The sequence below is a fragment of the Rhizobium sp. LARHSG275 genome (genome assembly GCF_052871115.1).
This window is the reverse complement of sequence record NZ_JBIXJN010000012.1, coordinates 91,003-113,589: the sequence shown is the minus strand read 5'-3', so window position 1 is coordinate 113,589 and position 22,587 is coordinate 91,003. Positions and strand designations below refer to the sequence as shown.

Sequence of the window (22,587 nt, the reverse complement as noted above, 5' to 3'; positions counted from 1 at the left end):
TCAGTCTCACCAGGTCAGTTTGAATCGGAGGCCGAGGGCCTCTGCAGGTTGTTGAGGCGAGCGTAAAGACCGTCGCTAACCTTCGCAAGCGTCTCGTGATTGCCTTCCTCGACGACACGGCCCTGCTGCATGACGACGATCTTGTCGGCGCGCACCACGGTCGACAGCCGGTGGGCGATGACGACGACGGTGCGTCCGCTCATCGCTTCGTCGAGCGCCTTCTGCACGGCGGCTTCGGATTCGGTGTCGAGGGCCGAGGTCGCCTCGTCGAGAAGCAGGATCGGCGCATTGCGCACCAGGGCACGCGCGATCGATAGCCGCTGGCGCTGGCCGCCTGAAAGCGTCACGCCGTTTTCGCCGACCGGCGTCTCGTAACCTTGCGGCTGTGCTGAGATGAAATCATGCGCATAGGCAAGCCGCGCCGCCTCCTCCACCTCGGCATCAGTCGCTTCCGGCCGGCCATAGCGAATATTGTCGCGGATCGTGCCCTCGAACAGATAGGGCTGCTGCGAGACATAGGCGAGCTGCTGGCGCAGCGACTTCTTGGTGATGTGGGCGATATCCTGCCCGTCGATCAGGATTTCGCCCTCGCGCGGATCGTAGAAGCGCGGAATGAGGCTGATGACGGTGGATTTACCGGCACCCGAGGGGCCGACAAGTGCTGTGGTCGCGCCGCCCTCGGCGATGAAACTCACGCCGCTGAGTACGCTCTCATTGCCGTAGGCGAAGGAAACATTGCGAAATTCGATCCTTGCCTGCGTCACCGTCAGCGGCCGGGCATCCGGCAGGTCGCGCTGGCGCGGTTCCATGTCGAGCAATTCATAGATCATCCGCGCATTGACGACGGCGCGCTCCATCTGCACCTGCAGTCGGGCAAGCCGGCGGGCCGGGTCATAGGCAAGCAGCAGCGCCGTGACGAAGGAGAAAAAGGCGCCGGGTGGCACATTGAAGTAGATCGAGCGGTAGGCGGCATAGGCAAGCACGCTGGCGACGGCAAAGCCCGCAAAACTCTCCGTCAGAGGAGAGGTGCGCTCGGAAAGCCGGGCAATCCGGTTGGCCCGGCTTTCGGCGCCCTTGATGAGCTTGTTGACCTTGCGTTCCAGTTCTTCTTCCATCGTGAAGGCTTTGACGATGGCGATGCCCTGGATCGTCTCCTGCATGGCGCCGAGAACGTGGCTGTTCAGATGCACGGCCTCGCGAGTCGCCGAGCGCAGCCGCTTCGAAACATAGCGCAGTGCATAAAGCAGTGGCGGCGCCATGATGAACACGGCAAGGCTGAGCAGCGGATCCTGAAGGATCATCACGGCGAGCAGCGAAACGAAAGTCAGCAGGTCACGCACTGTCGAGGTGATCGTCAGGTTGAGCACGTCGCGGATGCCGCTGACGTTTTGGCTCACCTGCGCGGCGATATGGGCAGAGCGCGCCTCGCTGAAAAAGCCGACCGAAAGCGTCATCAGATGCGCATAGAGCCGGCGCTGGTAGCGGGCGACGATATCGTTGCCGACCTTGGAAAGCGCCACCGCCTGACCGTAGCTCGCAAAACCGCGCAGCACGAAGGCGATGAAGATCGAAAGACAGATGATCCAGACGACGTCGGCGCGGCGATTGGCGAAGGCCTCATCGATGATCGCCCGCATAATCCAGGCGGTGAACGCCGTCGAAAGCGCCACCACGACGAGGCAGGCGATCGCAAAGACATAGCCCCACAGATGATCGCGGCCGTTTTCAGCGATGATGCGCTTCAGGATGCCGGTTACGGTATCGCTGCTGACGCCCTGTGTTCTGCTCTCCGCCGCTTCCAAATAGGATTTCCTGTCTCGGACCAAGCGCGCCGCAAAGGCGACGCGCACTTTTGCCGGCGTCTATAAAGAGTTGGGACCGGTTTGGCTAGAGCGCCGCGCGTCCGCCAGGACGCGCCAAGAACGCTGTATTTCTTTGCGAGCCAGGCTTAACGCCGCCAGCGGCGGCCTTCTGTCGAGACGCCGAAATTCGCCGGCATGCGCGCATAGGAGGAAAGCCCGGCAAGCGCTGCCAGCGGATGTGTCACCACATAGGTCGGGATGGTGCGAAGCAGCGCCGTATGCGGCGCCTTGTCCTCGAAGGCAATCCGGAATTCCGGCTTCTTCAGCGCCGGGATGATCTTCTGCGAGATGCCGCCGGAGAGATAGACGCCGCCGCGCGCCATGAACACCATCGCCATGTCGCCCGCCACGCGGCCGAGATAGGTGGCAAACAGCGAGACGGTCTCTATGGCTGCCTTGTCGCTGCCGGCAAGCGCGTGCGAAGTAATGTCGGCGGGATCCTTCATCGTCGGCTGGATGCCGTCGACAATGCAGATGGCATGGTAGAGATTGACGAGGCCGCGCCCGCAGAGGATCTGCTCGGCCGAAACGCGGCCTTCGATCGTCTCGATATGCGGGAAGATTTCATAGTCGCGCTTGCTGCGCGGCCCGAGATCGACATGGCCGCCTTCGCCGGGAACCGGGATCCAGCTGTGCTGGGCATGCACGAGCCCGCCGACGCCGAGGCCGGTGCCCGGTCCGAGCACGACGCGGGAGGCGATCATGTCGCCGGTGGCGTCGCCGATGCGTTCGCGGTTTTCATCCGAAAGCGCGGCGATTGCCAGCGCCTGCGCCTCGAAATCGTTGACGACGAGCACATCCTCCATGCCGAGGCCCTCGATCATCGTCTTTGGCCGCACCACCCAGTCGCAATTGGTCAGCGGGATCTCGTCATCGTTGATCGGGCCGGCGACGGCGAGGATCGCCGAGCGCGGCTGCACGGCGGTCTTGTCGAGAACGCCGTGCTGGATCGCTTCGTCGATCGTGGCGAAATCCGCCGTGCGCACGTTCGGAAACTGCTTCGGCTCGGCATAGGCATCGGTCAGGATGGAGAAGCGGGCATTCGTGCCGCCGATATCGCCGATCAGGATCGGGAAAGGCAGCGGAGCGGTGCTGTTGGTCGGTTTTGGCATGGCCGGTTCCGTGCTGATCAGGCTTTAAGTGTGGGAAGAAGTTTTATAGCGGTCGCGTGGTTGAGCGCCATCGGAATATCATAGACGATCGCCAGCCGCATCAGCGCCTTCACGTCGACATCGTGCGGCATCGGCGTCAAAGGGTCGACGAAGAAGATCAGGGCATCGACCTCGCCGGTCGAAATCAGCGCGCCGATTTGCTGGTCGCCGCCGAGCGGCCCGCTCTTCAACCTGGTGACGTGGAGATCGGGGGCGGCGTCGAGCACGCGCCCGCCAGTGGTGCCGGTGGCGACGATCTTCCAACGGGAGAGAATGTCCCTGTTGGCGCGGGCGAAATCCGCCATGTCGTCCTTCTTCTGGTCATGCGCAATCAATGCAAGGCATTTGCCGCCGGCCATCAACCCCTCCGCCCGAACAATTCAATCGATTTGACCGCTTTATACCAAGAGGTTGCGATTTGAAAGACAGCGCACCCCGGGTCTCCGTCCGCGGGTTTGGTCTCAGGGCGCGGTCCCAGAACCTCGATCATTGTATCGCCGGCTTGTCGTTCGGAACCGGGCCGACATCGGGTAAAGCGCCATCGGCGTCGGCGGCGGGCACTGCGGCCGGAGCGGCGGCCAGCACGCTTGCGGCGGAAGGTCCGCCATAGGTGGCGGCCTGCATAGAGGCCACGGAAGTAGCATCGAGCACGGCGGCGCAAGCTTTCGGCAGGTCGGAAACCATCATCTCGCGCGGCGGCTTCGGCGGCTTGGCGCCGGGCTTCGGCGGTTTCGGCGGTGCCCAGGGCGCCGGCGTGAACCACCAGGCGAGCGACTTGTCGCAGCCGTCGCCGGCAGCGACGGGGGCCTGCGGTGTGCATCCGGCAGCACCGGGCGGGCACTTGATGCGGATGTGGAAATGCGAGTCGTGGCCGTATTCCGGCCGGAGCTTGCCGAGATTGGTGCGGTCGCCCGTCCAGGTGTCGCACATCTTCTTTTTGATCGCCGGATTGACGAAGATGCGCTCCACTTGGGGATAGCTCGCGGCCAGCATCAACAGCCGCGCGTGCGATTCCGTCCAGACCTTGGGATCGATCGTCAGAAATTTGTTCTTCTGCAGCATCGAGGTGAAGGGAAGATCTTCGCGCTCCTCGGCCGTCATCCGCCGCACCGGCATCGGCGTGAACCAGATGTCGGCGTCGAGGCCGATCTGGTGGGAGGCATGACCGCTGGGCATCGGTCCGCCGCGCGGCTGGGCGATGTCGCCGACGAGAATGCCCGGCCAGCCGGCATATTTGGCGGCGTCCTGTGAAAATCGTTCCAATAGCGCGATCGTGGCCGGATTGCCCCAGCGGCGATTGCGCGACAGCCGCATCGCCTCCCAGGTCGGCCCGTCGGTCGGCAGCGCCACCGCACCCGTCATGCAGCCCTTCGCGTAGAAGCCGATCGGTTGCGCCGGTCCCTGCGTCGGCAGGCTGACGGCGCCGAACTGCCCTTTGGCACTGCCCGGGCTCGGCGTCTTCTGCTCCGCACCGACGTCACCGGCGGCAAGGCTTGCGCCGATTGCGCCGGCAAGCGTCAGTTTGCCAAATGTCCTGAAAGCCTGAGCGAAGCCGAAAGCCATACTGTTCCCTTGAACCGCTGCCGAAGTGATTTGCGATCGAACCTATCGTGAAAAGTGATTTTGGTGAATCGATGTTTTAGCTGGCGGTGGGAGAAGAAGGCGGTGACGGATCGCCGCAGCGTCTCAGCTATTGGTGACGATCTCCGCGGTTTTCCGGATGCGCGCCAGCCGCGGCAGGATGTACCGGCAGGAAAAATCATGCATCTCAGGTGCAAAGCTGGTCATCGCATCCTCGGCGGCGATGACGGCATAGTTATGCGCGAAGGCATCGCGTATGGTCGATTCGACGCCGAAATTGGTGGCGACGCCGGCAAGGATCACCGTCCTGATACCGCGGCGGCGTAGCTGCAGATCCATCTCGGTGCCGTAAAAGGCGCTCCAGTGATGCTTGACGATATGGACATCGGCGGCAAGGGCCGCAATCTCCGGCGGCACGGCAAGGGCAGCAGTTGGCAGGCCACCTTCCGGAAGCTGCAGCGCCTCATCGGCCGGTTGGTTGACAGCATCGGCATAATCCGGGGAGAATCCGACGGTGACGAGGATGATCGTTCCGCCGGCCGCCTTCAGGCCGGTGGCGATGACGGCGGTGTTTTCGACCACCTGCTGGCCGGAATGGGGCGCCAGCGCCCGGCCAAGGACGAGGCCTTGCAGATCGATGGAAATGAGCGCGGTGGTTTTGGGATCGTAAAGCGGCATGAAAGGGCTCCATAAAATATGAGGATATCCTCACAATGAGTAATATGAGGGATGCCTCACAAAAATCAAGCCCCGAGCTGCAGACCCGTGTCCCGAAACGCCAGCGCGGCCATGAGCGCGTTGCCGTCCTGCTCGAAGCCGCGGCAAAGGTCTTCCTCGAAAAGGGCTATGATGCCGCAACAATGACTGAAATCGCCGCCGCCGCCCGTTCCTCGATCGGCTCGCTCTATCAATTCTTTCCGACGAAGCTCCTTCTTGCCGAGGCGCTGCATATCGACCGGCTGCAGCATTTCAATGCGGCACTGGCCGCGCTCGAGGACGAATCCGCGGGAAGGACTGCAGCCGAGATCGGCGATGCGGTCTTCACGAGGCTCGGGAGTTTCATCGAGGAGTTCCCGGAATTTCCTGTTCTGGCGGCCAGACGCGACATTCCCAAGGAACGCAAGGCACGCTCGCGCGCCGAAATGCGGGCAAGCATCGTCGCCTTGCTGAGGAAGGCCAACCCTTCGGTGGAGCCCGATGTCGATCTGCTTGCGGCCCTCATATTGGAGCTTCTGCGCATCGTCGTTGCCGCCGCCTATGATCCCGACAGCGCCGGCGACCCGCGCCTTGTAACAGAGTTGCGCCGCATGTTGCGAAGGCGGCTCGAAGAGGCGACGCCTTGACACGGACCCGATGGGTCAAAATTTGGCGCGCCCGGCAAAAACCAAACTCTCTCCTGTTTTTCGCCCGTATTTTTCGTATTGTCGAACCCACCAATAATCAGGGGAAAGCGTGAATGGCGGCTCTGTGGTCCAAGATCGGTTTGTTTCTATCGCTTGCGGGCGCTCTGGCGCCAATGCCGGCAACGGGTCAGGACCAGCCGTTTCAGATCGGAAGCTCGGTCATCAGCGAGATGAAATACAAGCCGGGCTTTGCGCATTTCGACTACGTCAATCCCGATGCACCGAAAGGCGGAGACCTGCGCCTCTCCGCAAGCGGCGCCTTCGACACCTTCAACCCGCTGCTTGCCAAAGGTCAGACCGCCGTGGGCTTGACGCTCGTTTACGACACGCTGATGAAGCCCGCCGACGACGAACTCCTCGTCTCCTATGGTCTGCTTGCCGAAGGACTGTCTTTTCCCGCCGACGTATCGAGCGCGACCTTCCGCCTGCGCAAGGAAGCGAAATGGGCGGATGGTCAGCCGGTAACGCCCGAGGACGTCATCTTCAGTCTCGATAAGACGAAGGAATTAAACCCCCTCACGGGTAACTATTACCGCCACGTGGTCAAAGCCGAAAAGACCGGCGATCGCGACGTCACCTTCACCTTCGATGAGAAGAACAACCGGGAGCTCCCGAATATTCTTGGCCAGTTGGTGGTCGTGCCGAAACATTGGTGGGAGGGGCAGGGACCGGACGGCAAGCCGCGCGATATCTCAAAGACGACCCTCGAGCGCGTGATGGGTTCGGGACCTTACAAGATTGCTTCCTTCTCACCCGGCGCGACAATCCGCTATGAATTGCGTGACGACTACTGGGGCAAGGACCTCAATGTGAATGTCGGACAGAACAATTTCCGCAACGTCCACTACACCTATTTCGGTGACCGGGATGTCGAGTTCGAGGCCTTTCGCGCCGGCAACAGCGACTACTGGCAGGAAACCACGGCTGCCCGCTGGGCGACGGGATATGATTTTCCCGCAGTGAAGGAAGGACGTGTCAAGAAAGAGGAGGTTGCAAACCCGCTACGCGCCACCGGCATCATGCAGGCTCTCGTGCCCAACATGCGACGTGACCTCTTCAAGGACATCAGGGTCCGCGAGGCGCTGAACTATGGTCTGGATTTTGAGGAGCTGAACCGCACTGTGGCCTTTAATAGTTACAAGCGCATCGACAGCTATTTCTGGAACACCGAACTCGCCTCCTCCGGCCTTCCGCAGGGCAGAGAGCTGGAAATTCTGCAGGGCATGAAGGATAAGGTTCCGCCCGAAGTCTTCACGACGCCCTACAGCAATCCTGTCGGCGGCGATCCGCAGAAGAGCCGCGACAATCTCCGCAAGGCGATTGCGCTTTTCAAAGAAGCCGGCTGGGAGATCAAGGGCAATCGCATGGTCAATACCAAGACCGGCCAGCCGATGAGTTTCGAGATCCTGTTGTCGAGCCCCATGCTGGAGCGCTGGGCGGTGCCTTATGCCAACAATCTCAGGAAAATCGGCATCGATGCGCGGGTCCGGACAGTCGATGCCTCGCAGTCTGTCAATCGCGAGCGCAGCTTTGACTTCGATATGATCTGGAATGTCTGGGCGGAGACCATGAATCCGGGCAACGAACAAGCCGACTATTGGGGATCCGGTTCGGTCAACCAACAGGGTTCCCGCAATTATGCCGGCATAGCCAACCAAGCCGTTGATGAGCTCATTCGCATGATTATCTTCGCGCCGAACCGCGACGAGCAGATCGCAGCAATCAAGGCCATGGATCGGGTCCTGCTTGCAAATCACTACGTCATCCCGCTGTTCTACCGCGACACTTATAACATCGCCTATTGGAACACGATCACGCATCCGGCCGAGTTTCCGGCCTACAGCCTTGGCTTCCCCGATGCCTGGTGGTCGACCTCGGCAAAATGAGCGGGCTTGCAATGCAGGGGCCCTCGGCTCCAAATGGCACGAGCGAATCACGACAAGCCGGCAGGGCCGGCAAGGGAAGGCTGGCGGATTGAGCGGCATGAGACTGGACGGCAGGCAGACAGGAAAAACATTCCCGGAGGCTGAAGGCTGATGGGCGCCTATGTCATTCGCCGACTGCTTCTAATGATCCCGACCATCGTCGGCATCATGGCGATTTCCTTCATCGTCATCCAGTTCGCGCCCGGCGGTCCCGTCGAGCAGGTGATCGCCCAATTGACCGGTCAGGCCGACAGTGCCGACCAGCGCCTGTCCGGCGGCGGCGATCTTCTCGGCGGCACCGGCAGCGATGAAGGCTCGAAATATCGCGGTGCCCAGGGGCTCGACCCGGAACTGATCGCCAAGCTCGAAAAGCAGTTCGGCTTCGACAAGCCGCCGCTGACCCGTTTTGGCGAGATGATGTGGAATTACAGCCGCTTCGATTTCGGCGAGAGCTTCTTCCGCAACACCTCCGTGCTCGAACTCATCAAGGAGAAGCTGCCGGTGTCGATCTCGCTCGGCATCTGGATCCTGATCTTCTCCTATGCCATCTCCATCCCGCTCGGCATCCGCAAGGCAATTAAGGATGGATCGACCTTCGACGTCTGGACCTCGGGCGTCATCGTCGTCGGCTATGCCGTACCGAGCTTCCTGTTCGGCATTCTCCTGATCGTGCTTTTCGCCGGCGGCTCGTTCTACGACTGGTTTCCGTTGCGCGGCCTGGTCTCCGACAATTTCGATCAGCTGGCCTGGTGGCAGAAGCCGCTCGACTATTTCTGGCACCTGACCTTGCCGCTGATCTCGCTTTCCCTGTCCGCCTTCGCGACGACGACGCTTTTGACCAAGAATTCCTTCATCGAGGAGATCAAGAAGCAATATGTCGTCACCGCCCGCGCCAAAGGCCTGAACCAGCGGCAGGTGCTCTATGGCCATGTTTTCCGCAATGCCATGCTGATCATCATCGCCGGTTTTCCCGGCGCCTTCATTTCCGCCTTCTTCACCGGCTCGCTGCTGATCGAAAATATCTTCTCGCTCGATGGCCTCGGCCGTCTCGGCTATCTCTCTGTGGTCAACCGGGACTATCCGATCGTCTTCGCCACACTTTACATCTTCTCGCTGCTCGGTCTGTTCGTCAGCTTGGTTTCCGACCTGATCTACACCTGGATCGATCCGCGCATCGATTTCGAGCGGAGGGATGTCTGATGGACGCCGCCGCAAATCCCGCTGTCACGACACCCGTCAAGCCGCCGCGCAAGGGCCTGCTCTCGCCGACCAACATCCGCCGCTGGCATAATTTCCGGGCGAACGGCCGCGGTTACTGGTCGCTGTGGCTGTTCCTGGTGTTGTTCGTGCTCAGCCTGTTCGCCGAGTTCCTCGCCAATGACCGGCCGATCATCGCCTCCTACAAGGGCGAGATCCTGTTCCCTGTTCTCATCGACTATCCCGAGGAGAAGTTCGGTGGCTTCCTGGCCGAAACCGACTATCGTTCCTCGGTAATTGCGGACGAAATCAATGCCAACGGCTGGATGATCTGGCCGCCGATCCGCTATTCCTATCGCTCTGTCAATTCCAACATTCCGCATTCGGCGCCGACCGCCCCCTTCTGGCTGATGACGAAGGAGGAGCGCTGCGCAGGCTACCCGCAGGGGGTGAACGATCCGGATTGCACCCCCGGCAATCTCAACTGGCTCGGCACCGACGACCAGGCGCGCGACGTGTTGGCGCGCGTCATCTACGGTTTCCGCATATCGGTGCTCTTCGGCCTGGTGCTGACCATCTGCTCGGCTGTTATCGGCGTGACGGCGGGTGCGGTGCAGGGTTATTTCGGCGGCTGGACCGATCTGCTGCTGCAGCGCTTCATCGAGATCTGGTCGTCGATGCCGGTACTCTACATTCTGCTGATCATCGCCGCACTGCTGCCGCCCGGCTTCTTCGTGTTGCTCGGCATCATGCTGCTCTTCTCCTGGGTCGGCTTCGTCGGCATCGTGCGCGCCGAATTCCTGCGCGCCCGCAATTTCGAATATGTCCGCGCCGCCCGTGCGCTCGGCGTCAACAATCGCACCATCATGTGGCGCCACCTGCTGCCAAACGCGATGGTCGCGACGCTGACCTTCCTGCCTTTCATCCTCTCCGGTTCGATCACGACGCTGACCTCGCTCGATTTCCTCGGCTTCGGCATGCCGCCGGGCTCCCCCTCGCTCGGCGAGATGATCGCCCAGGGCAAGACCAATCTGCAGGCGCCATGGCTCGGGCTGACGGCCTTCTTCGCCATGTCGATCATGCTTTCCCTGCTGATTTTCATCGGCGAAGCCGTGCGCGATGCCTTCGATCCGAGGAAGACGTTTCAATGAGTGACATGACAGAACCGCTGCTTTCCGTTCGCGATCTCTCGGTTGCCTTTCATCAGGGCGGCGAAACCTCGCTCGCCGTCGATCATATCTCCTTCGATATCGCCAAAGGCGAGGTCGTGGCGCTCGTCGGCGAATCCGGCTCCGGCAAGTCGGTCTCGGCCAACTCGATCCTTCGGCTTTTGCCCTATCCGTCGGCAAGCCATCCCTCCGGCGAAATCCTGTTCAAGGGTAAGGACCTCCTGAAGGCGTCGGAGCGGGAACTGCGCGACGTGCGCGGCAACGACATCACCATGATCTTCCAGGAGCCGATGACCTCGCTCAATCCGCTTCATACGATCGAGAAGCAGATCGCCGAGATCCTCGCCCTGCACCAGGGCATGACCGGCCAGTCGGCGCGCCAGCGCGTACTGGAATTGTTGAACCAGGTCGGCATCCGTGAGCCGGAGAAGCGGTTGAAGGCCTATCCGCACGAACTCTCCGGTGGCCAGCGCCAGCGCGTCATGATTGCCATGGCGCTCGCCAACCGGCCGGAATTGCTGATTGCCGACGAGCCGACCACCGCCCTCGACGTCACGGTGCAGGCGCAGATCCTCGAATTGCTCCGGCAGTTGAAGGCCGTCCACGGCATGTCGCTGCTGTTCATCACCCATGATCTCGGCATCGTCCGCAAATTCGCCGATCGCGTCTGCGTCATGACCAAGGGCAGGATTGTCGAAACCGGAGCCGTCGAGGACGTCTTCGCCAATCCGAAGCACGACTATACCCGGCACCTTCTGGCCTCCGAGCCGCGTGGCGAGCCGCCATTGGCCGATCCGTCGAAACCCATGGTGATGGAAGGTTCGGATATCCGTGTCTGGTTCCCGATCAAATCAGGGCTGATGCGCCGTGTCGTCGATCACGTGAAGGCGGTCGACGGCATCGATCTTTCGCTACGCGCCGGCCAGACGCTCGGCGTCGTCGGCGAGTCCGGCTCCGGCAAGACCACGCTCGGCCTGGCGCTCACCCGGCTGATTTCCTCAGAAGGGCGGATCGCCTTTGTCGGCACGGATATAGCCGGCTATTCGTTCAGCGAAATGCGGCCGCTGCGCAATCAGCTTCAGGTCGTCTTCCAGGATCCCTATGGATCGCTCAGCCCCCGCATGTCGGTCGGCGATATCGTCGCCGAGGGGCTGAAGGTGCATGAGCGTTCCCTGACCGCAGAAGAACGCGACCAGCGCGTCTGCTGGGCGCTGGAGGAGGTGGGTCTTGATCCGCTGACCCGCTGGCGTTATCCGCACGAATTCTCCGGCGGCCAGCGCCAGCGCATTGCCATTGCCCGCGCCATGGTGCTGAAACCGCGCTTCGTCATGCTCGACGAGCCGACCTCCGCCCTTGATATGAGCGTCCAGGCCCAGGTGGTCGATCTCCTGCGCGATCTGCAGAAGAAGCACGACCTTGCCTATCTCTTCATCAGCCACGACCTGAAAGTGGTGAAGGCGCTCGCCAACGACGTCATCGTCATGCGTTTCGGCAAGGTGGTCGAACAGGGTCCGTCAGCCGACATCTTCCGCGCGCCGAAGGACGATTACACCAAGGCGCTGATGGCCGCCGCTTTCAACATCGAGGCGGTGCCGACGCCCGCCGTGCAGCAATAAAGAAGATCATGTCCGCCCGTCCTCACGTTCTCGTCGATATCAAGTTCAATGCCGAAGGCGTCGCGCGCGTGCTGAAGACGGCCTTTGCCGACCGCGGCAGCATCAATCTCGCCGATCCGGCCAATCAGGCGCGCGATCTCCGCGCGGTCGAATACGCGCTTCTGTGGAAGCCGGATGCCGACCTTTTCGCGCGGGCGCCGAACCTGAAAGTGATCTTTTCGGGCGGCGCCGGCGTTGACCATATCATCGGCATGGCCGGCCTGCCGGAGATCCCGATCGTTCGCTTCGTCGACCGCAGCTTGACGACACGCATGAGCGAATGGGTGGTCATGCAATGCCTGATGCATCTGCGCGGGCAATACGCCCATGATAGCCACCAGCGCCAGCGCCAATGGGCAAAATTGATCGCGCCGGAGGCGGCGGAAGTGACGATCGGTGTCATGGGTCTCGGCGTTCTCGGGCAGGACGCGGTCGCCAAGCTGAGGGTGATGGGTTTCAATATCATCGGCTGGTCGCGCACCCGCAAGCAGATCGACGGTATCGAAACCTTCGACGCCAGCGCATTGGACAGCTTTCTCGCAAGGACCGACATCCTCGTCGGCCTGCTGCCACTGACGCCTGAAACATCGGGATTCTATAACGCTGGTCTGTTTGCGAAGCTGCGTCGTAACGGCGCGCTCGGGCAGCCGGTTTTCATCAATGCCGGCCGCGGCAAGAGCCAGGTCGAGGCCGATATCGCCTCCGCCATCCGTGACGGTACCCTCGGCGGCGCTTCCCTCGATGTCTTCGAGGCGGAACCGCTTGCATCAGACAGCCCATTGTGGGACTTGCAGAACGTCTTCCTTACGCCGCACGACGCGGCCGTCTCCGAAGAAAACGCGCTGTTCCGGCATGTCGAGACGCAGATCGCCCGTTTCGAGCGCGGCGAGCCGCTGCAATTCGTAGTCGACCGCGTCGCCGGCTATTGAGCTTTCGGAACCTTCCAGACAGCCGCCCGTTTCCTTTGCGGAAATTCTTCGCAGCCGGATCGGCCGGTCAAGACAGCGGAAGGAGATGATGATGGCGCATCAGAGGGAAACACGCTGGGAAAAATCCGATCGCAAGCTTCACAAGGAACAGCTGATCCCGCCGGTGAAGGCAAGGCAGGGACGCACCGGTTATCGCATTCTGACAGTGCTGATCGTTGCGCTGGTGCTTGCCTTCGTGGTCTGGATACCGGTCGAGATTTGGGGCAGGCGCGAGGCGAAAGAGGTGGCACCGCAGCAGCCAGGCCAGCAGCTTCAGTCGCAGCAGCCTGCTCCGGCCCCCGCGCCGGCACTGCAGAACGGTACTGCCGTTCCAACCGAAACGCCGAACAACACGCCGGCCGCTCCGAATGTGGCGCCCGCAACTCCGGCCCAATAATCGTCAGCAAAACCACCTTCACGCCCCGCCGCCACACTGCGGCGGGGCGTTTATTGTTTTGTCTGGACTTTAGCCGCCGATTTTTCGATAAGAAGGCACACGAGCCGGTTTCGTGCGCCGGCTGGGAACTTGGCAGTACCCGGGAATTTGGCAGCACCTGACCGGAGTGGACAGGGCGGGAGTTTCATGGCCAGGACCGATATCGCAAGACGCGTCTACAATCACGCCTGGAAACTCGATCCGATCATCCGCAGCCTGATCGATACCGATTTCTACAAGCTTTTGATGCTGCAGATGATCTGGAAGCTCTATCCGGACGTGAACGCTTCCTTCACCCTCATTAACCGCACCAAGCGGGTGCGTCTGGCCGAAGAACTCGATGAAGGCGAATTGCGCGAGCAGCTCGATCATGCCCGCACGCTGAGACTCTCCAAGAAGGAGATGATCTGGCTTGCGGGTAACAGCTTCTATGGTCGCGCGCAGATCTTTGAACCGGAATTCCTCGCCTGGCTTTCCAATTTCCAGCTGCCCGAATACGAGCTGTCGAAGAAGGACGGGCAATATGTGCTGGATTTCCACGGATCGTGGAAGGAAACCACCATGTGGGAAATCCCGGCGCTCGCCATCGTCAACGAGCTTAGGTCGCGCTCGGCGATGAAGGCGCTCGGTCCCTTCACCCTCGATGTGCTCTATGCGCGCGCCAAGGCGAAGATGTGGTCGAAGGTCGAACGGCTGAAGGAATTGCCGGGCCTGCGCATCTCCGATTTCGGCACCCGCCGCCGTCACAGTTTCCTCTGGCAGCGCTGGTGCGTCGAGGCGCTGAAGGAAGGCATCGGCCCGGCCTTTGCCGGTACCAGCAACGTATTGCTGGCGATGGATTCCGATCTCGAGGCCGTCGGCACCAATGCCCACGAGCTGCCGATGGTCGCCGCCGCCCTGGCCGAAACCGATGAGCAGTTGCGCAATGCGCCTTACAAGATCCTGCGCGACTGGAACAAGCTCTATGGCGGCAACCTTCTGATCGTGCTGCCGGATGCCTTCGGCACCGCCGCCTTCCTGCGCGACGCGCCGGAATGGGTCGCCGACTGGACCGGTTTCCGCCCGGACAGTGCCCCGCCGATCGAAGGCGGCGAAAAGATTGTCGACTGGTGGAAAAAGATGGGCCGCGATCCGCGCCAGAAGCTGCTGATCTTCTCCGACGGCCTCGACGTCGACGCTATCATCGATACCTACCGGCATTTCGAAGGCCGCGTGCGCATGAGCTTCGGCTGGGGCACGAACCTGACGAATGATTTTTCCGGCTGCGCGCCGATCGAGATCTCCGGCCTCAACCCGATCTCCGTCGTCTGCAAGGTCAGCGACGCCAACGGCCGTCCGGCAGTGAAGCTCTCCGACAACCCCCAGAAGGCGACCGGCGAACCGGCCGAGGTCGAACGCTACCTGAAATTCTTCGGCGCCGAGGACAGGGTCGATCAGACCGTTCTGGTGTAGGTCTGAGCCAATGTGCCGCCATCCCGGGGCATATTGATGTGCCCCGCCATCGCATCCTCGATCGACCAACCGAAGCGCCAAGCGTCGAACATCGAGTACCATTCCTGGAAGTCGGTGATCGGCAGGATATCCGGCTTCGACATCGGATTGTCGGCTAGGCTGCGGCCACGGGCACGGTCCCGTGCGCCACGCTCCTGCATCTCAAGCAGCTTCTCGAACATCATCACTCTCCGGTCTTTATCCGATAGCTTTATGCAATCATGCTAATAAAGCATTGTCGAGTCCGGATGCGATATCTCGAGTTTTTCACAGGATTAGCTCCAATTCGCTAGTTCGGTGGGATGATGGGGTCCCAAACTGGCGCGGGATCATACGATCTCAAGCAAACAAGCGGGGCATGTGGCGTTCGAAAACGATACGCATTTCGGCATGGCGCTCCACGAGCGTCACGTGACGGGGAGGCTCGGCTTCCTGGCTGGGGTTCGCCGCCGAGCCTCCCGGCTGGCCGACCTTTAAGCCGGCAGCGCCGACACGTTGCCGCTGTTCGGCAGGGGCGATCCAACCCAGATGATATCGAAGGCTAACAGCCGGTTAATATCCACCGGCCGCGTCCCGATTCCACACAACCCCGCAATGCGTGCTGTCGCTATCCGCGCGGGTTTTCAGGCTGCCAATCTGCGAAACCGGGTTCTGATCCGGTCGAGATAATAATGGCCGGGAGACGGCGCCACCGTCATCGCGTGGGCTTCCGAGGAGGGAACGCCTTCGAACAGACGTTCCTCGCCATTCTTGAAACAAATCCTGAGCCGTCCGTCTTCCTGGCTGAAATAGACGGATTTGATGATCTTCGACTTTACCGAAAGTTCTTCCACCTGTTTAATCTCCGTATTTTGGTTTGGCAGAAAGATAAACCCAAACGTGCAAAGACGCGGTGAAGCGGCATGGTAAAAATTCAGGAATCTTGCTTAGGTCGTCGGGACGTCAATCGGGTACCGTCGCCACACCTCGACACGGCTGATTGATGGCTTCTGCAGGGTTTCGGTACGACAACTTGCTGAAAAGAAAGATCAGCGTTTGACAGCACCATCTTTTGATGACGATATCTTCTATCCAGAGGCGAGGGATGGCAGGGGTGCAATGTTAGGTGAAGCGATTTCTTTTGTAAGACGTAATCTGTCTTTTGTGTGTGTTGTTGTTGCAGCCAATTGCGCACTGGTCGCTTTTGATGATTACAGCGGTGGAAACAAAAGTAATTCAACGCAATTTTTCGTCTCTTTGTCTTTTGGATTCTTCATTCAGAATGCAATATTAAACGGAGACGGGAAAGTTTCAAACCTGACCAGCGGCATGCGTGGGTTTGGTGGCTACATCTGGAAGAACTTGCTTATCATCCTCGTCGTCATTGGAATCGGGATTGGTGTCCCTGTCGCATTCGGCGCCGCTTCCCTATCAAAGAACACATTTCTACTCTTATGTCTTGCGGTGATCGCAATGATCCTTCCGTTGCTCCTTGCCCTTGTCGGAACCTGGCCTATTGCCGGAATTGCGGGCTCTCAAAGCGGGCTTTCAGCTGCCTTCAGCCGGGGGAAACGCGGTTTTGTGCCCACCTTTTTACGGCTTTTTGCCGGACTGTTTCTTCCCTTCATCGGTGCTTTAATATTGATGACGGCAGCAACATCGATGTCATACGCAGCCGATAGCATCTTCTCGGACGGAAAACTGAACCTCATCGCTTTGGCAATACTGGTGATTTGCCAATGGGCGTCGACATTCGGCCTGTGCTACGTTTCGGTCGTCCTGGCTCGCAAACTGCTGAGTTCCGAGGCTCCGCGGCCTCCAATCGGTGGACGTCAAGGGAATGCGGTCGCAGCGACGAGCGTCTCGGAAATTTTCGAATAGGGCCTACAGCGCCGCACGTCTTTTCAGACGCGCAAAGGACGCTGTAACACTCTGAATCTACGCGTCGGCCCGAATCGATTCCGATTTTCGGGCCGACGCGCTTAGTCGTGATCATGCTAGCCGCTGCCGGGCATTCCAATATCTGCAAGTCCGGGAATCTCGGCAGGGCGTTGAGGCCGCTGCCACGCACAATAGATCGTCACGAAGGCTGGCACGGCCGTGCGAAGGAAGGATCGGGAGCTTTAAAGAGAAATGGCGGACAGGGTGGGATTCGAACCCACGGTACGCTTTCACGTACACACGCGTTCCAGGCGTGCGCCTTAAACCACTCGGCCACCTGTCCATTGGGCGTTCGCGCCTAGGATAGGAGCAAATCGTCGGAACGGCGCGATATATACCGATGAATTTTTGTCGATCAACCGAAATCTAACAGTTTTTTGACTTCTTCAGATAAAACTCGCCTCGGCCCCTCCATTGTGCTTCACCTCATCGATGACTATGTAATTCTCAAGGTGGAGAATGGCGCGGCCGGCCGGAATTGTCCGGCATATCGAGCGTCGGAGGAATTGATGCGTTTCCTGTTGCGTCTGGCGAGTCTTGTCGCGCTTGCGGCGGCCGTTATTGCCGGGACCATCGATTCGATCCAATCGGTTGCGGCCTCTTCCGTGGTGATGACGCCGATCTCCGATGCCTGGCAGGATGTGAGCCCGACAACGCTGACGTCGCTGCAATCCTCCCTTTCCTATTATATCCACCCGCGTTTCTACACCTTCATCTTCCAGTGGCTGATGCTCCAGCCGGCCTTTGCCGTTTTCCTGGTGATCGCGCTGCTTCTGTGGATGATCGGCTACAAGAAGCCGCCGGTGGCCGGTCGCTTCACCGCATAGCAAGGTTGTTTTGCGGCACGATCCGGCGAGAAATCCGGGTGGGCATCGACCGCCCTTCTACCTCGGTATTTGCCTCCGGATTGGCTAGAAAATCCGCATTTTGATGCAAGGAATGTCCAAAAATCAGCCCCGAAGAGCTGATTTTCGGCAATCGCTGCAAATCTTTACCAGCTGAAAAATTTCTGGTGAATTTTTCCGTGAGCCATGCAAGGATGCGCGCAGCCAGGCCTCCGGGGGGAGGTCGGTGGTTCCGCAGACATGCCCGAAAAGGGCTTGCGGGAGGACCCCTAACGAATAGCAACAACAGGGCTGCACAATGAAAAAATCCCTTCTCACTCTCTTTGCCGTGGCTGCCATGTCGACGACGGCGCTTGCCGCCGATGTCAAGCCGGCGCTGGTCTACGGCACCGGCGGGAAGTTCGATAAGTCCTTCAACGAGGCGGCCTATAACGGTGCCGAGAAGTTCAAGGCCGAGACCGGCATTGCCTATCGCGACTTCGAGCCGACGGGCGACACCCAGGGCGAACAAGCCATCCGCAACTTCGCAAGCCGCGGTTTCAATCCTGTGGTTGCAGTTTCCTTCGCCTGGACTTCGGCCATCGAGAAGGTTGCAGCCGAATTCCCGGATACCAAGTTCATCATCGTTGACTCCGTCGTCGACAAGCCGAACGTCCGCTCGGTTGTCTACAAGGAAGAAGAAGGCTCCTACCTCGTCGGCGTTCTCGCCGGCATGGCGTCGAAGTCAGGCAAGGTCGGTTTCGTCGGCGGCATGGACATTCCGCTGATCCGCAAGTTCGAATGCGGCTACGAGCAGGGCGCACGCTCCGTCAAGGCCGATATCGAAGTCTTCCAGAACATGACCGGCACGACGGGTGCGGCCTGGAACGACCCGGTCCGCGGTGGCGAGCTCACCAAGAACCAGATCGACCAGGGCGCTGACGTCGTCTATGCGGCAGCCGGTGCCACCGGTCTCGGCGTTCTGCAGACGGCTGCCGATAACAAGAAGCTGTCGATCGGCGTCGACTCCAACCAGAATTATCTGCATCCGGGCTCGGTCCTGACCTCGATGGTCAAGCGCGTCGACCTCGCCGTCTACAACGCCTACAACGACACCAAGAACGACAAGTTCACCGGCGGCGTCCAGGCGCTCGGCGTCAAGGAAGATGGTGTTGGCGCTGCGATCGATGAGCACAACAAGTCGCTGATCACGCCGGAAATGCAGGCTGCCGTCGACAAGGCCAGGGCCGACATCATCGCGGGAACCATCAAGGTTCACGATTACACCTCGGACAACGCTTGCCCGAAGTGATCCGCGCCCGAATGTGATCGACGATTGAGATCGGGCGTATGGCGGAGGGGATTTTCGCCATACGCCCTTTTCTTATTTGGAGCCTGCAGTGACAGATAAGCCCGCTATCGAGCTTGTCGGCATCGACAAGAAGTTCGGTGCCGTCCACGCCAACAAGGACATCAACCTTACCGTTGCCAGGGGGACGATCCACGGCATCATCGGCGAAAACGGCGCCGGTAAATCGACCCTGATGTCGATCATCTACGGTTTCTATCATGCCGACAGCGGCGAGATCCGCGTCAACGGCAGCCCCGTCACCATCCGCGACAGCCAGGCGGCGATCGCCACCGGCATCGGCATGGTGCACCAGCATTTCATGCTGGTCGATAATTTCACGGTGCTCGAGAACATCATGCTTGGCGCCGAAGCCGGCATGCTGTTGGCGAGGGGCGTCGCCTCGGCGCGCGCCGAGCTCAAGCGGCTGGAAACGGAATATGGTCTTGAGGTCGATCCCGACGCGCTGATCGAGGAGCTGCCGGTCGGCCTGCAGCAGCGTGTCGAGATCCTGAAAGCCATGTATCGCGGCGCCGAGATCCTGATCCTCGACGAGCCCACAGGCGTGCTGACGCCGGCGGAGGCCGATCACCTCTTCCGCATTCTCAAGGTGTTGCGCGACCAGGGCAAGACGATCATCCTCATCACCCACAAGCTGCGCGAGATCATGGCGATCACCGATACAGTCTCGGTCATGCGCCGCGGCGAAATGGTCGCGACCCGCAAGACGTCGGAGACGACGGTGGAGGAACTCGCCGAACTGATGGTCGGCCGCCGCGTGCTGCTGCGTGTGCAGAAGGGGGAGGCGAACCCGCAAGCCGCCGTGCTGTCTGTCCGCAACCTCACGGTCAAGGACAATCGCGGCGTCACCATGGTCGACAACGTCTCTTTCGACGTGCGCGCCGGTGAGATCGTCGGCATCGCTGGTGTCGCCGGCAACGGCCAGTCGGAATTGCTGGAGGCGATTGCCGGCATCCGCAAGCCGACCTCCGGTGAAATCCTGCTCGACGGCCAGACGATCGACAAGGCCGATCCCGCCCGCCTGCGTGATCTCGGCCTCGCTCATATTCCCGAGGACCGCCACCATATGGGCCTGGTGTTGAAATTTGAGGAATATGAAAATTCCGTGCTCGGTTACCACCGCCGCCCAGCCTACAGCAAAGGCCCGCTGCTCGATCTCGAAGCGATCCGCAAGGATGCGATGGAGAAGATCGAGAAATACGACATCCGCCCGCCGAACCCGCGGCTGAAGACGGCGAATTTCTCCGGCGGCAACCAGCAGAAGATCGTCGTCGCCCGTGAGATCGAACGCGATCCGAAGATGCTGATCATCGGCCAGCCGACACGCGGCGTCGATATCGGCGCCATCGAATTCATCCACCGCCGGATCATCGAGATGCGCGACGCGGGCAAGGCGATCCTGCTCGTCTCCGTCGAACTCGATGAAATCCGCTCCCTTTCAGACCGTATCCTTGTCATGTTTGCCGGCCATGTCGTCGGCGAGAAGACGCCCGATGCCGGTGAACAGACCCTCGGCCTGATGATGGCCGGCATTGCCGCGTGAGGCCTTTATGAGCACTGCTTCCGTTCCGCTACCAAATTGGATCAATTACGGCCTCATCCCGATTTTGAACCTCATCGTCGCCTTCCTGATCTCCGGCTTCGTCGTCTGGTTGATCGGCGAGAGCCCGCTCGATGCGCTGTCGCTGCTGATCCAGGGCGCGCTCGGTAATGGCGAAGGCATCGGCTTCACGCTGTATTACGCGACGAGCTTCATCTTCACCGGCCTCTCCGTCGCGGTGGCGATCCATGCCGGCCTTTTCAACATCGGCTCGGAAGGCCAGGCCTATGTCGGCGGCCTCGGCTGCGCGCTGGTGGCACTGTCGCTCGATCGCTACGTGCCGTGGTATGTAACGATGCCGATCGCCGTCGTCGGCGCCGGCCTGTTCGGCGCAGCCTGGGCCTTCATCCCGGCCTTCCTGCAGGCAAAACGCGGCAGCCACATCGTCATCACGACGATCATGTTCAATTACATCGGCGCAGCGCTCATGGTGTATCTCCTGGTGCATGTGCTGATCGTGCCCGGCAAAATGGCGCCGGAAACCCGCACCTTCCTCGAAGGCGGCCAATTGCCGAAGCTCGGCTGGGTTATGCAGCTGTTCGGCGCCAAGCTGGGGGCTGCCCCGTTCAACGTCTCCTTCATCATTGCGCTCGTCGTCAGCTACCTCGTCTGGTTGCTTGTCTGGCGCACCAAGCTCGGTTTCGAGATGCGCACGCTGGGCGTCAGCCCGACGGCGGCGGCCTATGCCGGCATCCCCTATGCCCGCACGGTGATCATCGCCATGCTGCTCTCCGGCGCGCTCGCCGGCATGATGGCGCTGAACCCTGTCATGGGCTCGTCGGCCCGTCTGCAGGTGGAATTCGTCGGTGGTGCCGGCTTCGTCGGCATCGCCGTCTCGCTGATGGGCCGCAATCATCCGCTCGGCATCATCGTGGCGGCGATCCTCTTCGGCATCCTCTACCAGGGCGGCGACTGGATCTCCTTCGAAATGCCGAACATCACCCGCGAGATGATCCTCGTCATCCAGGGTCTGGTGATCCTCTTTGCCGGCGCGCTGGAATATATGTTCCGGCCGGCGATGGTGCGCCTCTACCAACAATTCAAGCGCGGTTAAGGAGCGGGCGATGGATTATTATGACATCTTCATCAGCGTTCTGAGCTCGACCATCCGCCTGTCGATCCCGCTGATCTTCACCGCCCTTGCCGGTCTGTTTTCGGAACGTGCCGGCATCTTCGATATCGGTCTCGAGGGCAAGATGCTGGGATCGGCCTTTGCCGCCGCCTGCGTTGCCTATCTTACCGATTCTGCCTGGCTCGGCCTCGGTGCCGGCATCCTCTGCTCGGTGGCGCTGAGCCTGGTGCACGGTTTCGCCTCGATCACCAATCGCGGCAACCAGATTGTGTCAGGCGTCGCCATCAACTTCTTCATCGCCGGCATCACCATCGTGCTCGGTCAGGCCTGGTTCGGCCAGGGCGGACGCACGCCGCAGCTGTCGCCGGAATCGCGCTTCGCGCCGATCATCCTGCCGGGCGCCGATGCCGCTCACGACATACCGATCATCGGCCCGATCTATGCCAATGTCATATCGGGCAACAATGTCCTCACCTATCTCGCCTTTCTCGCCGTGCCGTTTTCCTGGTGGGTGCTTTACCGCACACGCTTTGGCCTCAGGCTGCGCGCCGTCGGCGAAAACCCTGGCGCGGTCGATACTGCCGGCATCTCGGTTGCCTGGCTGCGTTACCGCGCCGTCATGTGCGCCGGCATTCTCTGCGGCTTTGCCGGCACCTATCTGGCGATTGCCCAGTCCGCCGCCTTCATCAAGGACATGTCGGCCGGCAAGGGCTATATCGCGCTTGCCGCTCTGGTCTTTGCCAAGTGGAAGCCGGTGCCCGTCATGTTTGCCTGCCTGCTCTTCGGCTTCCTCGATGCGCTGGCAAATTTCATGCAGGGCAAGCGGGTGCCGCTGATCGGCGAAGTGCCGGTTCAGGTCTTCCAGGCGCTGCCCTATGTTCTCACCTGCGTCCTGCTCGCCGGCTTCATCGGCGTTGCGACCCCGCCGAAAGCCGGCGGCGTGCCTTATACGAAGGAGCGTTGA

Annotated in this window: 21 protein-coding genes and 1 tRNA gene; 14 read left to right on the top strand and 8 right to left on the bottom strand. The window is 60.6% G+C overall.

The genetic code is table 11. The annotated features are described in order from the left end of the window. Window positions 1-14 precede the first annotated feature (14 nt). From ACIPSK_RS17870 to ACIPSK_RS17850, 5 genes are all read right to left on the bottom strand, one after another. Window positions 15-1,802, bottom strand: a complete 1,788-nt coding sequence (locus ACIPSK_RS17870; RefSeq protein ID WP_162115555.1) for an ABC transporter ATP-binding protein — start codon at window positions 1,800-1,802, stop codon at window positions 15-17. A 146-nt stretch (window positions 1,803-1,948) separates the two neighbouring features. Next, window positions 1,949-2,974 carry a glucokinase gene (locus ACIPSK_RS17865; RefSeq protein WP_162115554.1) on the bottom strand — a complete coding sequence of 342 codons (1,026 nt, stop codon included), beginning with the start codon at window positions 2,972-2,974 and terminating at the stop codon, window positions 1,949-1,951. 17 nt (window positions 2,975-2,991) lie between these two features. Next, window positions 2,992-3,372 carry a methylglyoxal synthase gene (locus ACIPSK_RS17860; protein ID WP_162115553.1) on the bottom strand — a complete coding sequence of 127 codons (381 nt, stop codon included), beginning with the start codon at window positions 3,370-3,372 and terminating at the stop codon, window positions 2,992-2,994. Between the two features lie 127 nt (window positions 3,373-3,499). After that, window positions 3,500-4,576, bottom strand: coding sequence for a penicillin-insensitive murein endopeptidase (gene mepA / locus ACIPSK_RS17855; RefSeq protein ID WP_162115552.1), 1,077 nt, complete (start codon window positions 4,574-4,576; stop codon window positions 3,500-3,502). 123 nt (window positions 4,577-4,699) lie between these two features. Beyond that, window positions 4,700-5,272, bottom strand: coding sequence for an isochorismatase family protein (locus ACIPSK_RS17850; RefSeq protein WP_162115551.1), 573 nt, complete (start codon window positions 5,270-5,272; stop codon window positions 4,700-4,702). Between the two features lie 35 nt (window positions 5,273-5,307). Here ACIPSK_RS17850 and ACIPSK_RS17845 point away from each other — a divergent pair, with 35 nt between their 5' ends. From ACIPSK_RS17845 to pncB, 8 genes are all read left to right on the top strand, one after another. Next, window positions 5,308-5,937 carry a TetR/AcrR family transcriptional regulator gene (locus ACIPSK_RS17845; RefSeq protein ID WP_162115550.1) on the top strand — a complete coding sequence of 210 codons (630 nt, stop codon included), beginning with the start codon at window positions 5,308-5,310 and terminating at the stop codon, window positions 5,935-5,937. 113 nt (window positions 5,938-6,050) lie between these two features. Next, window positions 6,051-7,883, top strand: a complete 1,833-nt coding sequence (locus ACIPSK_RS17840; protein WP_162115549.1) for an extracellular solute-binding protein — start codon at window positions 6,051-6,053, stop codon at window positions 7,881-7,883. A gap of 150 nt (window positions 7,884-8,033) precedes the next feature. Continuing rightward, window positions 8,034-9,122 carry a microcin C ABC transporter permease YejB gene (locus tag ACIPSK_RS17835; RefSeq protein WP_162115548.1) on the top strand — a complete coding sequence of 363 codons (1,089 nt, stop codon included), beginning with the start codon at window positions 8,034-8,036 and terminating at the stop codon, window positions 9,120-9,122. Further along, window positions 9,122-10,270 (top strand): ABC transporter permease, encoded by a 1,149-nt coding sequence (locus ACIPSK_RS17830; protein WP_162115547.1) that lies wholly within the window; start codon window positions 9,122-9,124, stop codon window positions 10,268-10,270. The genes ACIPSK_RS17835 and ACIPSK_RS17830 overlap by 1 nt, the downstream gene beginning before the upstream one ends. Next, a complete protein-coding gene (locus ACIPSK_RS17825) occupies window positions 10,267-11,904 on the top strand; it encodes an ABC transporter ATP-binding protein (protein ID WP_162115546.1) in 1,638 nt (545 codons plus the stop codon). The genes ACIPSK_RS17830 and ACIPSK_RS17825 overlap by 4 nt, the downstream gene beginning before the upstream one ends. 8 nt (window positions 11,905-11,912) lie before the next feature. Beyond that, window positions 11,913-12,872 carry a 2-hydroxyacid dehydrogenase gene (locus ACIPSK_RS17820; protein WP_162115545.1) on the top strand — a complete coding sequence of 320 codons (960 nt, stop codon included), beginning with the start codon at window positions 11,913-11,915 and terminating at the stop codon, window positions 12,870-12,872. An 88-nt stretch (window positions 12,873-12,960) separates the two neighbouring features. Then, window positions 12,961-13,308, top strand: a complete 348-nt coding sequence (locus ACIPSK_RS17815; protein ID WP_026154385.1) for a hypothetical protein — start codon at window positions 12,961-12,963, stop codon at window positions 13,306-13,308. Window positions 13,309-13,494: 186 nt separating this feature from the next. Then, window positions 13,495-14,799: a nicotinate phosphoribosyltransferase gene (gene pncB, locus ACIPSK_RS17810; protein ID WP_162115544.1), complete on the top strand. Its 1,305-nt coding sequence runs from the start codon at window positions 13,495-13,497 to the stop codon at window positions 14,797-14,799. Here the strand turns inward: pncB and ACIPSK_RS17805 are convergent. Continuing rightward, entirely contained in the window at window positions 14,781-15,020 is a 240-nt protein-coding gene (locus tag ACIPSK_RS17805; RefSeq protein WP_017966522.1) for a CrpP-related protein, read from the bottom strand. The two genes, pncB and ACIPSK_RS17805, sit on opposite strands and share 19 nt — an antisense overlap. Before the next feature lie 441 nt (window positions 15,021-15,461). After that, on the bottom strand, window positions 15,462-15,671 hold the full coding sequence (locus tag ACIPSK_RS17800) for a KTSC domain-containing protein (RefSeq protein WP_003555857.1): 210 nt from the start codon (window positions 15,669-15,671) through the stop codon (window positions 15,462-15,464). 202 nt (window positions 15,672-15,873) lie between these two features. Here ACIPSK_RS17800 and ACIPSK_RS17795 point away from each other — a divergent pair, with 202 nt between their 5' ends. After that, window positions 15,874-16,698: a hypothetical protein gene (locus ACIPSK_RS17795; protein WP_246709586.1), complete on the top strand. Its 825-nt coding sequence runs from the start codon at window positions 15,874-15,876 to the stop codon at window positions 16,696-16,698. 253 nt (window positions 16,699-16,951) lie between these two features. Here ACIPSK_RS17795 and ACIPSK_RS17790 read toward each other — a convergent pair. Then, window positions 16,952-17,041: transfer RNA gene (locus tag ACIPSK_RS17790), tRNA-Ser, on the bottom strand. Window positions 17,042-17,267: 226 nt separating this feature from the next. Between ACIPSK_RS17790 and ACIPSK_RS17785 the strand changes: the two genes are divergently transcribed. From ACIPSK_RS17785 to ACIPSK_RS17765, 5 genes are all read left to right on the top strand, one after another. Then, entirely contained in the window at window positions 17,268-17,585 is a 318-nt protein-coding gene (locus ACIPSK_RS17785; protein WP_018070333.1) for a hypothetical protein, read from the top strand. 316 nt (window positions 17,586-17,901) lie between these two features. Next, complete coding sequence (locus ACIPSK_RS17780) at window positions 17,902-18,894, top strand: BMP family lipoprotein (protein ID WP_017966526.1); 993 nt, start codon at window positions 17,902-17,904, stop codon at window positions 18,892-18,894. 88 nt (window positions 18,895-18,982) lie between these two features. Further along, on the top strand, window positions 18,983-20,494 hold the full coding sequence (locus ACIPSK_RS17775) for an ABC transporter ATP-binding protein (protein ID WP_162115543.1): 1,512 nt from the start codon (window positions 18,983-18,985) through the stop codon (window positions 20,492-20,494). 7 nt (window positions 20,495-20,501) lie between these two features. Further along, the gene (locus ACIPSK_RS17770) at window positions 20,502-21,605 is read left to right on the top strand and encodes an ABC transporter permease (RefSeq protein WP_162115542.1); all 1,104 of its coding nucleotides are present in this window, start codon (window positions 20,502-20,504) and stop codon (window positions 21,603-21,605) included. A 10-nt stretch (window positions 21,606-21,615) separates the two neighbouring features. After that, window positions 21,616-22,587: an ABC transporter permease gene (locus ACIPSK_RS17765; RefSeq protein ID WP_162115541.1), complete on the top strand. Its 972-nt coding sequence runs from the start codon at window positions 21,616-21,618 to the stop codon at window positions 22,585-22,587.